This window comes from Burkholderia sp. DN3021, assembly GCF_049805555.1.
Classification (GTDB): Bacteria; Pseudomonadota; Gammaproteobacteria; order Burkholderiales; family Burkholderiaceae; genus Burkholderia; species Burkholderia pyrrocinia_C.
The window spans coordinates 52,826-68,301 of sequence record NZ_JBNCAB010000014.1 but is presented as its reverse complement, the minus strand read 5'-3'; the positions used below and the strand labels follow the sequence as shown (position 1 = coordinate 68,301).

Here is a 15,476-nt window from a genome sequence, read left to right as displayed (position 1 = left end):
CATTCGACATGACCGCTGCGCAGCCCGCAGACCCTACATCTGAATATCGGAGACACCTTCATCATGCAGACGAACCTGAAGATTGCGATCGTCGGCGCCGGCATCGGCGGCCTGACGCTCGCGCTCGCGCTGCGCGAGCACGGCATCGACGCGCAGCTCTACGAGCAGACCGACGAACTGCGCGAAGTCGGCGCGGCCGTCGCGCTATCGGCCAATGCGACGCGCTTCTATGAGCGCATGGGCTTGCGTGCGGCCTTCGACGCGGTGTGCGCGGACATCCCGGGCCTCGTCTATCGCGACGGGCGCAGCGGCGCGGTGATCGGCCATCATCGCGGCGAACCCGACTATCGCCGGCAATTCGGCGGCGCGTACTGGGGCGTGCATCGCGCGGATCTGCAGGCCGTGCTGTCGAAGGCGGTCGGTCTCGACTGCATCCATCTCGGCCATCGGCTCGTCGATCTCGCGCAGCACGCCGATCGCGTCACGCTCGCGTTCGACAACGGCGAGCGCGTCGAAGCCGATCTCGTGATCGGCGCGGACGGCGCGCGCTCGATCACGCGGCGCTGGATGCTCGGTTATGACGATGCGCTGTATTCGGGCTGCTCGGGCTTTCGCGGCGTGGTGCCGGCCGCGCGCATGGACCTGCTGCCCGATCCCGACACGATCCAGTTCTGGGTCGGGCCGCACGGGCATCTGCTGCACTATCCGATCGGCGACGACGGCGACCAGAATTTCCTGCTGGTCGAGCGTCACCCGTCACCGTGGCCGTCGCGCGACTGGGTCATGCCGGCGGAAGAGGGCGAGCAACTGCGCGTGTTCAGGAGCTGGCATCCGGCGGTGGTGCAGATGATTACCGCGGTGCCGATCAGCCAGCGCTGGGGGTTGTTCCATCGCCCGCCGCTCGGCCGCTGGAGCCGCGGGCGCGTGACGCTGATCGGCGACGCTGCGCACGCGCTGGTGCCGCATCACGGGCAGGGCGCGAACCAGTCGATCGAGGATGCGGTGGTATTGGCGGCGCAACTGGCGAAGGCCGGCCCGGGCAACTGGCGCGAAGCGCAGGAAGCGTACGAGCGCCTGCGTCGCGGCCGTACGCGCAAGGTGCAGTACGCGTCGATTTCCGCGGCCGACGTGCTGCACCTGCCCGACGGGCCGGCCGCGCAGGCGCGCAACGCGCGTCTGGCCGAACGCGACAGCGTGCTGCACCATCTGGACTGGATCCACGATTTCGACGCGCTCGCCGAGGAGCCGAGCGAGCGGCAGGGCGGCACGTGGCTTTGAGCCCGGCGTGCGCGCTCGGGTGGCGCGCGCAGTGCATCGCGCCTGTCGGCGGACGATGGGCCGGGCATCGTCCGGCTTGACGGCGGGCGGGGCAACGCCCGCCCGCCGTCACTTCACGCACTCGAGCGCGTACTTCAACCCCTGCCCGAGCAGCCCGCGCCACACGTCCCACGTATGCCCGCCTTCGACGATGCGCAGCTCGGCCGGGTTCTGCGCACGGCGCAGCTGCGTGTACAGCACGCTCGATTCCGCCTGGATCGTCAGGTCGTCGTCGCCGGCGGCGATGAACATCGGCACGCGCCAGCTACGCGCGAAATAGCCGCGCATCAGCGCCGGGTAGTTGAGCTCGTGCCATACGCGCGAGTCGAACTGCCGGTCGCCGAACACGCCGACATAGCGCGCGGCGGAATTGAGCGGCGGCTCGTTCGCATAGATCGCGGGGCTCAGCAGCATCGCGCCGCAGAACAGGCCGGGTTCGAGCAGCGAGAAGCGCAGCGCGCCGAAGCCGCCCATCGACACGCCGCCGATCGCGCGGCCCGCGCGCTGGTTCGACACCGCGAAGTGCGCTTCGACTTCGGGCAGCAGGTCGTTGAGGAACGCGCTCTGCATCTTCTCCTTGCGGTCGACGTACCAGTCGGTGCCGCCCTGCGGCATCACGATCACGACGGGCGGAATCTCGCGGCGCTCGATCAGCGTGTCGGCGGTGGCCTGCAGCCGGCCCTGCGTGATCCAGTCGTTCGCGTTGCCGGCATTGCCGTGCAGCAGGTACATCACCGGGTAGCGCGCGCCTTCCGGGTTATAGCCGGGCGGCAGGTAGACCGTGTACGACCAGTCGCGCTTCAGCGATGCCGACCGGAACGCGCGCAGCGCGACGCTGCTGCCCGGATTGACCGGCGGCTCCTGGGCGGCTTGCGCGGCCAGCGGCGGCGCGGGCGATACCGTCGGCGCGGCCGGCGTGGCGCGGGCGGTGGCGATGGAGCCGGCGATCAGGGCGACGGCGAACGGTAGGGCGAGTCGGCGCATGGCGAATCGTTTCAGGAGAGGCGCCGGCTATCGTAGCAGCGGCGCATGACGGCGCGGCGCGTCATTGCCGCGAACGGAACGGCAGCCGCGCGACGAGCGGCCCGTAGAGTTTGGCGACGAGATACAGCAGGCCCATCGCGACGGCATCGGCGGTCAGGCCGAGCGGCACGTCGAGATAGCCTTCGGTCGCCTGGTAAAGCAGCGAATCGACCGCGAGCGAGATGCCGGTGCCCGCGACGAAGCACAGCAGCCCCTGCCGGCCGATCGTGCCGATCCACGGCATCGCGTGCGCGACTTTCTTCATCCAGCCGAGGTGCACGAGCTTGGCCGCGAGCCACGCGATCGCGAGGAAGTTCACGAGCCGCAGCGCGCCGAGGTTCTGCTTGATCGACGGATCGGTCGGGAACGGCTCGATGCGCAGCCGGTAGTACGCGCCGGCGGCGACGATCGCGAGCGACACGGCCGTCAGCAGCCAGCCCTGCGGCCTGGGCGCGAGCGTCTGGTAGACGGGCTGGCAGCGCGCGATTACGCCGAGCACGAACAGGAACTGCCACGCGAACGGATTGAAGTCCCACGGCGCGCCTTCGACGGTCGGCAAAAAGCGCGCGACGTGCGGCGCCGCGTACCACAGCGATCCGCTGAACGCGAGCATCAGCCACGGCTGCGTGCGCGCGAGCGGCAGTGCGAGCGGGACGAGCAGCGCGAAGAACGCGTACATCGGCAGCACCGACGCGAGGTACGGCTGGCGGCGGAACAGCAGGATGTCGCGCAGCGCGGCGAGCGGCTTGTGGAGCAGGCCGTCGAGATCGTTGGTCGGCATGTTCGGGCCGTCGATCGCGAACGCGTTCAGCGCGGCCGTGATCAGCAGCATCAGGCCGGCCGTCACGAGGAACGCGCGGTAGATCTCGAACGCGCGCAGGATGAAGCGCTGGCGCGCGGCGGCCTCGTCGTGCCGCTCGGCGAGCGAGTTGTACGCGATCGCGGTCGCGAAGCCGCCGAGGAACACGAATACCTCGGCCGCGTCGCACAGCGCGTACGCGTGCAGCGTCACGCGCGACAGGATGCTGCCGCCGATATGGTCGACGACGATGACGAGCAGCACGAGGCCGCGGAAGAAATCGAGTTCGGCGTAGCGGCCGGCCCGGGCAGGCGCGGTCATCGGACTGCCGTCCGGCGCGGGCCGCGTGCGCGGCCGGCATACGCCGCGCATGAATCGGGGTGAAGCATGACTTCGTGAAGAAATGGCGAACGGATGCGCATTGTGCCACCGATGCGACGCTTGTCGGGTTTACGCGGATGGCGGGCCGCACCGCCGCTGCCGACAAGCCCGGTCAGGCTGTCTGCGCAACGGGGCAGTTGGGAGAGCGCAACGCTTTGCGCGCGGTTTCCTTACCCCGATGGACGGACGGTTTGCGACGTGACACCATTTTGTCCTCACGCGGCCGCACACCGCGTCGTCCGCCCTGCGGGCCACACACAAAACAGACCAAACATTCGCCGGGCGCTCGGCCCGCCCGGCCCTCGGCTCCGGAGATCCGTCATGAAGAAGCACGTCATTTTTGCCGCCGCGCTCGCTGCCTTCGCCGCGCCGGCCTTTGCCCAGAACAGCGTGACGCTGTACGGCCTGATCGACGAAGGCTTCAATTACACGAACAACGTGAACGTCAATGGGGTCGGAAAGACGAATTACCAGCTCGCGAGCGGTTTCGCGCAGGGCAGCCGCTGGGGCCTGAAGGGCAGCGAGGATCTCGGCGGCGGGCTCAAGGCGATCTTCACGCTGGAAAACGGTTTTGACGTGAACAACGGCCGGTTCAACCAGGGCGGCCGCATGTTTGGCCGCCAGGCGTTCGTCGGGCTGACCGAGTCGCGCTTCGGCACGCTGACCTTCGGCCGCCAGTACGATTCCGTCGTCGACTATCTCGCGCCGCTGACCGCGAACGGCAACTGGGGCGGCACGCTGTTTTCGCACCCGTTCGACAACGACAACACGGACAACTCGTTCCGCGTCAACAACACGGTCAAGTACGCGAGCCCCGACTGGAACGGCCTGACGTTCGGCGGCACGTACAGCTTCAGCAACAGCACCGGTTTCTCGAACAACCGCCAGTACAGCATCGGTGCGCAGTATTCACTGGCCGGGCTGCAGGTCGCGGGCGCGTACCTGCAGGCGAACAACCCGGGCGTCGGCAGCGCGGGCGCGATCGCGGCCGACGACGCGAACTTCGTCGCCGATCGCCTGCGCATCTTCGGCGGCGGCGTCAACTACACGTTCGGCCCGGCAACGGTCGGCTTCGTTTACACGAAGACGGACGTGAAGAACCCGGTGTCGACCGTCTACCTGCCGGCCTCGACCTTCGCCGGCCTCGGGCTGACCGCGACGAAGTTCCAGAACTTCGAGATCAACGGCAAGTACCAGCTCACGCCCGATTTCTATCTCGGCGCGCAGTACGTATACACGGACGGCAAGTTCGATGCCGCGGCCGGCTCGTTCAAGCCGAAGTACCACACGGTCGGCCTGATGGCCGACTACAGCCTGTCGAAGCGAACCGACGTCTATCTGCAGGGCGCGTGGCAGAAGGTCGGCGGCGACAAGACCGGCACGGCGGCCGACGGCGGCTACGTCGTCGGGACGGACGGGCCGTCGTCGTCGTCGAACCAGTTCGCGGTGCGCGCCGCGATCCGCCACAAGTTCTGAACGGGCGGCGGCCGGTGCCGGGCGCCCCGGTCCCGGCCGTTGTCAGCCCGCCTGGCGCGTGCCGCCGAGCGTTTCCGCAAGCCAGTCGACGAAGATCCGCACGCGCGGCGCGAGATGGCGCCCGTGCGTGAACACCACCGACACGGGCAGCGGCTCGGCATGCCATTCCGGCAGCACTTCGACCAGCGAGCCGTCGGCGAACAGCGGCGCGAGCCCGTCGCGCGGCGCCTGGATCAGCCCGAGGCCGGCGAGACAGCACGCGAGATACGCCTGCGAGCTGTTCACCGACACGATGCTGCGCATCTTCACCGCGTGCAGCTCGCCCGTATCCATGTCCGCATATTCCCAGTCCAGCTCGCGGCCCGTGCGGCTCGAGAAATAGCCGACCGCGACGTGGTCGGGCAGTTCGTCCGGCGATCTCGGCGTGCCGTGGCGCGCGAGATACGCGGGCGACGCGCAGTTGATCTGCGCCATCTCGCCGATCCGCCGCGCGACGAGCGACGTGTCGGACAGCACGCCGACCCGCACCGCGCAGTCGATGCCGTCGGAGACGAGATCGACGAAGCGGTCGGTCGTGCTGATCATGACGCGCAGGTCGGGGTAGCGCGCATGAAAATCCGGCAGCGCCGGAATCACCTGGTTCAGCGCGAAGCGCTCGGGCAGGTCGACGCGGATCACGCCGCGCGGCGATGCGCGGGCGTCCTCGAACAGCGATTCCGCATCGTCGAGATCGGCCAGCAACTGCACGCAGCGCTCGTAATAGGTCGCGCCCTCGGCGGTCAGCGCGACGCGCCGCGTCGTGCGCTGCAGCAGGCGGATATTCAGGTGCTTTTCCAGATACTGGACGGCGTTGCTGACCGTCGGGCGCGGCAGTTGCAACTGCTCGGCCGCTTTCGTGAAGCTGCCGAGATGGGCGACGCGCGCGAAGATGCGCATTGCTTGCAGGTGGTCCATACGGGGCGGAGCGTTGGCGGATTGGAACAGGCTCCATTGTTGATCAGCGTCGAATGGTTTGGTGGAGCGTTTCGCGTTTATCGCGCGCCGCGATGCACCGACAATCCGGTCCATCCACTCACCACTCGAAGGTCGATGCGCTGCGCGCGATCGCGTGGGCGCTGTCGCGCGGCATCGACATCGTGCCGCTGGTCGGCGCGCGCAAGCGCACGCAATTGAAGGACGCATTGCACGCGCCTGAATTGCAACTAACGGTCAATGATCTCTCGCGCATCGAAACGGCGGTTCCCGCCGGGGCGGCTGCCGGTGACCGCTATCCGGCTTCACAGATGGCTCACCTCGACAGCGAGCAGACGCGGGGGTGATCCATGGGGCCTGAACGGAGGGCCTGACAGGCCCGCCCGACAGGCCCTAGCCAGCCTCAGGCAAAACCAGATGGCGGGCGGGCTGACGGCGGTTCACCATCGGCGCCGTAATCATCCCAACCGGACGGAACGCCCTCCATGCAAATTCATACGCTGACGATCATCGCGCTGGTTTTCCTGCTGGCCGGCGCGGTGAAGGGAATGATCGGGCTCGGGCTGCCGACGATCGCGATGGGGTTGCTGACGCTCGCGATGCCGCCGTCGGCTGCGGCGAGCCTGCTGCTCGTGCCGTCGTTCATCACCAATGTGTGGCAGTTGTGGCTCGGCCCGTCGTTCGGGCCGTTGCTGCGTCGCCTGTGGCCGCTGCTCGCCGGTCTCGCGATCGGCACGCTGACGGGCGGGTTGCCCGCGCTCGCGGCCGGCAGCACGTGGACGCATGCGGCGTTGGGCGTGGTGCTGATCGCCTACGGTCTATGGGGGCTGGCCGCCGCGCGGCTGCCCGCGCCGGGGCGTCACGAAACCTGGCTGTCGGCCGTGGTCGGCTATCTGACGGGCGTCGTGACGGCCGCGACCGGCGTGTTCGTCGTGCCGGCCGTGCCTTACCTGCAGGCGCTGCGGCTGTCGAAGGACGACCTGATCCAGGCGCTCGGGCTGTCGTTTACCGCATCGACGATCGCGCTCGGCTTGCAGTTGCGCGTGACGGGCGCGCTGCAGACGGTCGATCTCGGCGTGTCGGCGCTTGCGCTCGTGCCGGCGCTGGCCGGAATGGCCGGCGGGCAATACGCGCGGCGCGTGATGAGCGAGAAGGCGTTCAGGCGCTGTTTCTTCGTCGGGCTGATTGCGCTCGGTGCGTACATGGCCGCCTCGGGGTGGCTGTAAGCGGGTATCGCCGCGGAGCGTGATGCCCGCCGTCCCGAAACATCCCGAAGCCGGTTTCTGCTGCCGGCTTCGGGAGCTGTAACAGGACGGCGGTCGCACCGCTCAGGCCGGATCGGCGTACTTCAGTGTCCAACCGAGCGTGCGGGTCGTGCCCGCGCCGAGCGCAAACGGCTTCGTCGTGCACGCGAAGTTCGAATGCAACTGGCCGATCGGCGTCGTCGACAGCGGATTCGTCGTGCCGTTTGCCGTGTCGAAGGCGGACAGCACACAGTTGTCGAACCCGGATGCCGCATAGCCGGTCGCAGCGCTGTTCGCGTATGCCACCGATACGCCGTCGCCGTTGGCATGCGTGGACGCGAAATCCGCGAACGACGTGAAGTCCGTCTCGACCGACAGGTTGCCGGCGAGCGTGCCCGAACTCAGCGTATCGCTGCGCGCGACCGTGCCGTGCGCGAACGTCAGCACCGAATGCACCTGCAGGTCGAGATCGGTCGTGTACGCCGCGTTCTTCGACGCGAGACGGAATTTCGCGGTATCGAACGACACGATCACCTGGCCGTTGGCCTGCTGCACGCTCAGGTTCCTGTAGTACGTGACGGGAATGTAGGTCTTCCCGTTGTACGACACCTGCGGCACCAGCAGCGCATAGCCGAGATCGGTCGTGCCGTAGATCAGCCTGTCGGAGAACGGCACCGGGTAGTACGGCGTGAACGAGTTGTAGTCGGGCGCCTGGCTGAGGTTCAGGTTGATCACGCGCCGGCCGTCGCGCACGGTGAGCAGCGCCGCGCTGTACGGATGCGCGGTGTCGCCGGGCTGGTTGTACCAGGTGAGCGTGTAGCGAGGCAGCGCGTCGAGCCACGCGTTGTAGTCCGCATCCGCCATCGGCGCCTTGCCGCCGAAGCCGAGCTTGTTCCACCACGCGTTCACGTACAGGTACTGGTGCAGCAGGCTGAAGTTCTCGCCCATCACGCGCGGCTTGCCGCGATACGTGTCGGTGCCGCGACCCTTGACCCACATGTTCACCGACGGCGTCGGCAGCGACGGGTCGTACCAGTAGGTGTCGAAGCGATGCGCGGCCCGGTAGATGAATGCATACGCGACCTGCTTCTCCTGGTCGGACAGCACACCGGCGTTGGCCGCGGCCGTCAGCACTTCCATGAACGCGGAATCGCCGTACGGGCCGATCGAGCGGCCGTAGTCGAAGCCCTGGCCGTCGGTGTTCAGCTGCGGCAGGATCAGGTCGACCGACTTGCGCAGATAACCCTTCAGCTCGGACGTGAGATTCGCCTCGTTACCCATCTCGAACGTGCGCTCGACCACTTCGCCGATCAGCAGCGTGCTGTAGCGGTCGAAGCGCGCCTGGTCGTAATAGGTCGTGTGCGTGTTCGACGCTTCGTCCGAGAACCCGCCCGACGAATCCTTGCGGATGTGGTTCGCGAGCGTATACAGCAGCGCGTCGCGCGCGCTCATCGTCGCGACGGACGGATCGGTCGCCGACGCGAATGACGGGCTGCTCCAGCCGAGCTTCTGCCGCAGCCCGGCGATTCCGTAGGACACCGCATAGTAGTTCTGCGCGGTGTTGAGCGACGCGATGTCGATCGGCGTGCCGGCGGCCGGGCACGTACTGGTCTTGCCGCTCGCGTCGGGGCCGAACATGTCGCAGAAGGTGAGCCGCTGCTGCAGCGTCGCGAGCATCGCGTCGCTGAAGACTTCGTTGAGCATCCCGTGCGCCTTCAGGTTGTTCAGCGCGACGAGGTAGTAGTACTCGCCCCACGACGTATTCGCATATGCGTAGTTGCCGCCCGACTGCGCCATCATCGCGGTCGTGATCGTCTGGTACGTCGCGAGGTAGCTCGCGTATTGCGGGTCGCCCTTCGACTTCATGTCGATCAGGATGTACGACAGGCCGAGCGCGAGCTTGCCGGGCAGGAATTTGTCGCCGGTGTTCGTATCGAGCACGTGCACCGGCGTGCCGTCGCCGAGATCCATCACGACCTGCGTGAAGTCGGGCGATTTCCGGATCAGGTCGAACAGCGCGCGCATCTGGCCCATCATCGTGACGGGAATGTTCGTGCCGGCCGGCACGCTGGTGTCGGGCGCGCCGTAGACGAGCGCCTGCAGCGAGTTCGCCGCGAGCGCGGGTGTCGAAGACGGGGGCGGCGACGGCGGCGGCGTGTCGGTCACGTCGCTGCCGCCGCACGCGCTGACGAACAGGACGGAAAGGGCGCTGAGCGCGGCGCCTAGCGCGAATCTGCTGCGCGGATGCATGGTGTCTCCAGTTTGAATAGTGATGAAGGACGGGCAGGTATGGCCGTTGCCGCGCTCGACACCCGTACCTGACCTCCGCCATGCAACCCTGATCCCTGACGACGGATGGCCTGAATCACAACCCGAGCGGGCAAGCGTTCCCCCTGCGCGGGCCGAGGCCGGCGTCGCGCCGATGCGCTGGAAAACGTTTTCCAAATTTAGGCATCGAACGGCGTGATGTCAATGAACTTTGACGCCGGAGGCGCCGGTAGAAACCCGAATAGTGGGAAGAGAGAGGAGGCTGGGGCGAGATCGGGATTACACGTAAATTACGGGGAATTTTTGCCGAAGCCGATTAGACGCAGTGCGGGATACCGACGCTGAAGCGGCAGGCGGGTGTGCTCTCCAGTGATGCGCGTTTGATCACATTTGAGAGAAAACGTTATCCTTAAGGATCGAAACGAATCAAACCGGGCATCGGCGCATCGATCACGACCGGCGCCCGGCCGCGCCGGCGCTGCTAAAGCTGGGCCTCGATCGCTGCCTTGTCGATCACCGACCAGACCTGTCGGATCTTGCCGTCGTGGAACTCGTAGAACACGTTCTCGGCGAACGTGACCTTCCTGCCGTCGACGGCGAGCCCCATGAACGTCCCTTTCGGCGAACACGCGAAGCAAAGCCGGCTCGCGACGCGCGGCGGTTCGCACGCGAGCAGCCGGATGTCGAAACGGAGATCGGGGATGTCGCGAAAGTCCTGTTCCAGCATCGCGCGGTAACCGGCGAGGCCGAGCGGCCGGTCGTTGTGGATCACGTTGTCGTCGACATACTGGCCGAGTGACGGCCAGTCCTGCCGGTTCAGGCAGTCGATATACGCGCGGTAGCGGGTGGCGAGATCGGTGTCGGTCATGGCCGTGCCTCCGTATGCCGGTGGGGTGGGGGCGCGCGTCACCGCGGCGCTGGTTCGCCGGACAAAAACGCCACGAACTCCCGCGTGTACTTCGGCAGTGCATCGAACGACCGCGCGCAGAGCGTCAGCTTCCGGTGGCTCCATGGATCGGCCAGTTCGACGAGCCGCACGTCCATCGTCTGCATCGCGCGCTCGGCCGCGTGCCGCGACACGATGCCGATGCCCACGCCGCTCGCGATCACACGGCAGATCGCATCGAAGCTCTTCAACTGCACGCGATAGCGGATCCGTTTGCCGAGCGCGCGCGCCTGGTCGGCCAGATGCACCTGCAGCGCGCTGCCGTCGGTGAGGCCGATGAAATCGGCGTCGGCGATCGCGTCGAACGCGACCTTGTCGTGCGACGCGAGCGGATGCGCGGCCGGCACGACGACGATCAGCCAGTCTTCGCGGAACGGTTTCTGTTCGAGCCCGCCGAGCCCGACCGAATCGGCAACGATGCCGACCTCGGCCGTCTTGTTGCGGATCGCATGCACGATCTCCTGGCTCGAACGCTCCTCGACGCTGATCGACAGCTTCGGATGATGCGGCAGGTAATCGGCCAGCGCGTCGGGCAGGTATTCGCTCAGCGACGCCGTGTTGCACAGCAGCCGGATATGGCCGCGCAGCCCCTGTCCGTATTGCTGCAGTTCGCCGCGCATGTGGTCGATCTGCTGCAGCACGGTGCGCGCGTGGTGTTCGAGCGCGCGGCCGGCGTCGGTCGCCTGCGCGCCCGATTTCGTCCGGTGCAGCAGCGGCACGCCGAGCTCGTCCTCCATGCCGCGGATGCGCTCGCTCGCGGCCTGCAGCGTGATGTGCGTGCGTTCGGCGCCGCTCGTGATCGTGCCGGCCTCGCAGATGTTCAGGAAGAGCCGCAGGTCGGTCAGGTCGAAGCGCATGATGGGCGGGGAGCGATAGCGTTGGAATGGCCGATAAGTTAGCAGGAACCGCAGCGTCGGTCTCAGGCGCAGCCTGAGACCCGATTCGCCGGTTCCGCATTTTCGGGGCACGATCGATGCCCGATCATGGCCGCATCTCGACACCGGGGAGCCAGTCATGCAGATCGATTCGTCGTGGGGCGTGTCGTTCAAGATCGCGTTGCATGTGTTGTTCCTGTGCATCGGCATCGCGTGGGCCTGTTCCGAACTCGTCGCATGGCTGCGTTGAGCGCGGCGGCACAATCCTATTGAAATCAATCCGCCATAGTCTCCTGAGACGAAAAATCTTCCGTTTTCGCGCGAAAAAACTATCAAGTTTTTCGGGATCGGACCGTATTACCGGTAGCGAATGTCGGCCGGCGTCCCGTTCGTGATCGTTTGTCATCATTGTTTGCATCCGGTTACACGTCGGCCGTTCCGTTTTTGAGATGCTTGAAAGATTGTCAAACCGGAGTCGGATCGTCCATGAAAACGCGCGAGATTTGCCGCAATGCGGCGTGGCTGTCGGGCCTGGCCGCCGTGCTCGTCATGGCCGGTTGTGCAAACACGCAGTCCGTCCCGCCGAGCGATACGCTGGCGGGGCAGCCGTCGCCGTCGAGCCAGCCCGCCGCTGCGCCGTCGGTCGCCACGCCGCCGCCGGCGCCGATTCTCGTCGCGCAAAAGTACGTCGTGAAACGCGGCGACACGCTGACGGGCATCGCGTCCGCGAACGACTGCAGCGTTGCCGACCTGCGCACCTGGAACAAGCTGGGCGCGAACGGCAAGCTGCGCAAGGGGCAGGTGCTGCGCATCGTCAGGCAGCAGCCGCTGCCGCCGTCGGGCGCGGCCGGCACGCAGGCCGCCGCGAGCGATGCGGCGGCCGGTAACCAGGCAACGGCACAGGCCACGGCATCGACGGCGAGCAACCGTCAGGTCGTCAAGGAAACGAAGCGGCATGCGGGCGGCGTCGCGCTCAAATGGCCCGCGAACGGCAAGATCGTCGAAGGGTTCCGGCCGGGGCAGAACCGCGGCATCCAGATCGCCGGCCGGCCGGGCGACCCGGTTCGCGCGGCGGCCGACGGCCGCGTGATGTACGCGGGCACCGGCCTGAACGATTACGGCAGCCTGATCATCGTCCAGCACAACGCGGATTTCCTGACCGCCTATGCGCACAATCGCAAGGTGCTCGTGAAGACGGGCGACATCGTGCGCCAGGGCGACGAGATTGCCGAGATGGGCGATCTCGACAACTCGCGCGTCGCGCTGCTGTTCGAAGTGCGGCGCGATGGCAAGCCGGTGAATCCGATGCCGTACCTGCCTTCTTCGCAAGGATGAAGCCGGGCCGTTCTGCTGGAACGCGACGACTGTCGCTGCTAGGCTAGGGGCTGTTTGCGAATCCCGCGCTTCGCGCGGGGCCGACGGGCGTCTTTCGGGGATGCGCGGCGAATGCCGTCGCGGGCCGGCCGTCGGCGTGAACGGGCGTGCATCGCCGATGCGTGCCCGCGTTGCTTCGTGCCATCGTTTCCGACAGAACACTACTCATCCATGGAACACTCTCCGACACGCCGCTCGCTGTTGCTTGCCGCCGTTGCCGCGCCGTTCGTGGCCGCGTGCACGTCAGCGCCGGTCGCCGACCAGGGGCGCGCCCATGCCGCGCAAGCCGAACTCGCCGCACTCGAGAAAGCGTCGAACGGCCGGCTCGGCGTCGCCGCGCTCGATACGTCGAACGGCGTGCGCATCGCCCACCACGCGCGCGAGCGCTTTCCTCTGTGCGGCACGTATGCGGTCGTCGCCGCCGGCGCGATACTCGCGCGCGGCGCGCTCGACGTGTCGCTGCTGCCGCGCCGCATCCTGTACCGCCGCTACGAAATCGTGTCGGGTTCGCCGATCACGGAAAGCCATGTCGACACGGGCATGACGATCGCGCAGCTTTGCGACGCGATGCTGCGCTCGGGCGACAAGGGCGCGGGCAACCTGCTGATGGGCGTGCTCGGCGGCCCGCAGGCCGTCACGTCGTTCGCACACGAGAGCGGCGACACGACGTTTCGCCTCGATCGCTGGGAACCCGAACTGAACAAGGCCGCGCCGGATGACGAACGCGACACGTCGACGCCGGTCGCGATGGTCGACACGCTGCAGCGGCTGCTGCTCGGCGACACGCTGCGCGAACCGCAGCGCGCGCAACTGACGGAATGGATGGTCGGCGGCGCGCGCGGCGCGACCGGCATCGCGGCGGGCGTGCCGCCCGGCTGGCGCGTCGCGGACAAGGCCGGCACGGGCGGTTACGGCACGACGACCGACGTTGCGGTGCTGTGGCCGCCGTCGCGCGCGCCGCTCGTGATGGCCGTGTCGTTCACGCAGCCGCAGGCCGATGCTGCGGCCCGCGCGGACGTCGTCGCATCGGCGGCGCGCATCGCGGCGGGCGCACTCGCCGCGACGGCCTGAGCGTCGCGCGCCTCGCGCAAAGCCGGCGTTTGGCTTATCGTGTCGGTCAGCGCGGGGGGGCGGGGGGGGGGGCCCGCGCCTCTGAAATGGCGTGGGTTTTGTTTTGGGTGGCCGGGCGCGCGCGCCGGCGCGGCCGCGCGGTCCTTCCGTTTCCTGTGCCTCTTCATGCGCCGACTTCCGCCCCTGCACGCGCTGCAGATCTTCTCGACGGTGGCTCGCCACCGCAGCTTCACGCGCGCGGCCGAGCAGCTATGCATCACGCAGGGCGCGGTGAGCCGGCAGATCCAGACGCTCGAGGCGCATTACGGCTTTCCGCTGTTCAAGCGCCATGCGAAGGGCCTCACGCTGACGGCCGAGGGCGAGCAGCTGCTGCCGGTGGTCAACGAGAGCTTCGCGCGGATCGAGGACATCTCGATGAAGCTCACGCGCCAGCGCACCGATCTCGCGCTGAAGGTGCCGACCTGCGTGATCCGCTGGATGCTGCCGCGCATCATGCGCTTCCAGGGCGAGCATCCCGATCTCCATGTGCAGATCACGACCGCGTGGCAGCACGTCGTCGATTTCTCGACCGAGCCGTTCGACGCGGCAATCGTCTACGGCACGTCGCCGGGCGCGGGCGTATTCGCGCTGCCGCTGTTCGACGAACGGCTGACGCCGGTATGCGCACCGGAGTTGCGGCAGGCGTCGCCGCTCGAAGCGGTGGGCGATCTCGCGCGCCATACGCTGCTGCATCCGACCCGCGACCATCGCGACTGGCGTGCATGGCTCGATCATGCGGGCGAGCGCGGCGTCGATCCCGCGCGCGGGCCGACCTTCGACACGCTCGATCTCGCGACCAACGCGGCGATGCAGGGCTTCGGCGTCGCGATCGGCGACGTGACGCTCGTCGACGACGACGTCAGCGCCCGCCGGCTCGAACGGCCGTTCGACATCGTGCTCGAGACCGGCGCACGCTACTTCTTCGTCTATCCCGAGAACATCGGCAACCAGCAGAAGATCCGCGCGTTCAGCGACTGGATCGCGCGCCATCGCGACTGACGCGCGGCCGCGTCGGACCCGCCGCGCGCCGCGCGCCGCGCGGGCGGCCGGTGTTACTGGTAGGTCACGACGGCGATCATCGGCGCGAGATTGTTGCCCGGACGGTTCGGTAAAACGATTGCGCGCGAGGCCTGAGTAAAGGTCGTGGTCTTGACGGCCTGCATGCTCGCCGCGTCGACGAACGCGATCTGGCCGGTCGCCGGGCGCGGGCAGTCGGCGCGCACGCGAGCAGGCGCGGCGTTGGGCGTATCGAGCGCGAACGAGCAGGGCGGCTCGACGATCATGCCGGAGAAGTGGATGATGCCGGACGCGCCGGCGGCAAAGGACGAGGACGTGGCCAGAAGCGAGGCAGCCAGGGCGAACGAGGCGGCGAACAGGCGATGCTTCATGACAGGCTCCAGAGAGGAAGCGCGTCGCAGCGGGGCCGCTCGGGTGGCAGTCCGTCAACGCCGCGATGCTGACTGCGTAAACGGCAAATCCATCGGACCTCTTGAATGAAAAAACGGAAATAGCGGGAATAAGCAAACAGCGGCGTATTCCTTCAATCAATTTATCTCAAAATTGAGCGCCCGCAAGCCCGGGTAATACCGGTGTAGTAAACCAGAGGGACGGTCGCCCGCGGACGCCGTTTTTTGCGGGTGAATCGTTGCGGAATCAACGAATCGGTAGTAGCGCGAATCGTCGTTCGCCAA

Annotated in this window: 13 protein-coding genes and 1 pseudogene; 7 read left to right on the top strand and 7 right to left on the bottom strand. The window is 67.4% G+C overall.

Annotated elements, in window-relative coordinates; translation table 11 throughout:
• Nucleotides 1-63 precede the first annotated feature (63 nt).
• Nucleotides 64-1,278, top strand: a complete 1,215-nt coding sequence (locus ACPUER_RS10115) for an FAD-dependent monooxygenase (protein WP_425131007.1) — start codon at nt 64-66, stop codon at nt 1,276-1,278.
• Between the two features lie 108 nt (nt 1,279-1,386).
• Here the strand turns inward: ACPUER_RS10115 and ACPUER_RS10110 are convergent, their stop codons facing one another.
• Together ACPUER_RS10110 and ACPUER_RS10105 are read right to left on the bottom strand one after the other, a co-directional pair.
• On the bottom strand, nt 1,387-2,301 hold the full coding sequence (locus ACPUER_RS10110; protein ID WP_425131006.1) for an alpha/beta hydrolase: 915 nt from the start codon (nt 2,299-2,301) through the stop codon (nt 1,387-1,389).
• Between the two features lie 61 nt (nt 2,302-2,362).
• Entirely contained in the window at nt 2,363-3,460 is a 1,098-nt protein-coding gene (locus ACPUER_RS10105; RefSeq protein WP_034180944.1) for an OpgC domain-containing protein, read from the bottom strand.
• A gap of 381 nt (nt 3,461-3,841) precedes the next feature.
• Between ACPUER_RS10105 and ACPUER_RS10100 the strand changes: the two genes are divergently transcribed.
• Nucleotides 3,842-4,996, top strand: a complete 1,155-nt coding sequence (locus ACPUER_RS10100; RefSeq protein ID WP_175959305.1) for a porin — start codon at nt 3,842-3,844, stop codon at nt 4,994-4,996.
• A gap of 42 nt (nt 4,997-5,038) precedes the next feature.
• On the opposite strand, the gene ACPUER_RS10095 is transcribed toward ACPUER_RS10100, so the two are convergent.
• Nucleotides 5,039-5,950 carry a LysR family transcriptional regulator gene (locus ACPUER_RS10095; RefSeq protein ID WP_175959304.1) on the bottom strand — a complete coding sequence of 304 codons (912 nt, stop codon included), beginning with the start codon at nt 5,948-5,950 and terminating at the stop codon, nt 5,039-5,041.
• Nucleotides 5,951-6,012: 62 nt separating this feature from the next.
• On the opposite strand from ACPUER_RS10095, the pseudogene ACPUER_RS10090 reads away from it, so the two are divergent.
• A pseudogene (locus tag ACPUER_RS10090) lies at nt 6,013-6,315 on the top strand (aldo/keto reductase); the annotation flags it as partial.
• Nucleotides 6,316-6,453: 138 nt separating this feature from the next.
• Entirely contained in the window at nt 6,454-7,194 is a 741-nt protein-coding gene (locus ACPUER_RS10085) for a sulfite exporter TauE/SafE family protein (protein WP_204421354.1), read from the top strand.
• Nucleotides 7,195-7,296: 102 nt separating this feature from the next.
• Here the strand turns inward: ACPUER_RS10085 and ACPUER_RS10080 are convergent, their stop codons facing one another.
• The 3 genes from ACPUER_RS10080 to ACPUER_RS10070 form a co-directional block, all read right to left on the bottom strand.
• Nucleotides 7,297-9,462 carry a hypothetical protein gene (locus tag ACPUER_RS10080; RefSeq protein ID WP_425131005.1) on the bottom strand — a complete coding sequence of 722 codons (2,166 nt, stop codon included), beginning with the start codon at nt 9,460-9,462 and terminating at the stop codon, nt 7,297-7,299.
• Between the two features lie 499 nt (nt 9,463-9,961).
• Nucleotides 9,962-10,348: an ester cyclase gene (locus ACPUER_RS10075; RefSeq protein ID WP_425131004.1), complete on the bottom strand. Its 387-nt coding sequence runs from the start codon at nt 10,346-10,348 to the stop codon at nt 9,962-9,964.
• 38 nt (nt 10,349-10,386) lie between these two features.
• Nucleotides 10,387-11,283 carry a LysR substrate-binding domain-containing protein gene (locus ACPUER_RS10070; protein ID WP_425131003.1) on the bottom strand — a complete coding sequence of 299 codons (897 nt, stop codon included), beginning with the start codon at nt 11,281-11,283 and terminating at the stop codon, nt 10,387-10,389.
• 504 nt (nt 11,284-11,787) lie between these two features.
• Between ACPUER_RS10070 and ACPUER_RS10065 the strand changes: the two genes are divergently transcribed.
• From ACPUER_RS10065 to ACPUER_RS10055, 3 genes are all read left to right on the top strand, one after another.
• A complete protein-coding gene (locus tag ACPUER_RS10065; RefSeq protein ID WP_425131002.1) occupies nt 11,788-12,636 on the top strand; it encodes a peptidoglycan DD-metalloendopeptidase family protein in 849 nt (282 codons plus the stop codon).
• Nucleotides 12,637-12,846: 210 nt separating this feature from the next.
• Nucleotides 12,847-13,746: a class A beta-lactamase gene (gene bla / locus ACPUER_RS10060; RefSeq protein WP_425131001.1), complete on the top strand. Its 900-nt coding sequence runs from the start codon at nt 12,847-12,849 to the stop codon at nt 13,744-13,746.
• 165 nt (nt 13,747-13,911) lie between these two features.
• Nucleotides 13,912-14,784, top strand: a complete 873-nt coding sequence (locus ACPUER_RS10055) for a LysR substrate-binding domain-containing protein (protein ID WP_425131000.1) — start codon at nt 13,912-13,914, stop codon at nt 14,782-14,784.
• A 53-nt stretch (nt 14,785-14,837) separates the two neighbouring features.
• On the opposite strand, the gene ACPUER_RS10050 is transcribed toward ACPUER_RS10055, so the two are convergent.
• Nucleotides 14,838-15,173 (bottom strand): type 1 fimbrial protein, encoded by a 336-nt coding sequence (locus tag ACPUER_RS10050; protein ID WP_310137500.1) that lies wholly within the window; start codon nt 15,171-15,173, stop codon nt 14,838-14,840.
• Between the last annotated feature and the right edge of the window lie 303 nt (nt 15,174-15,476).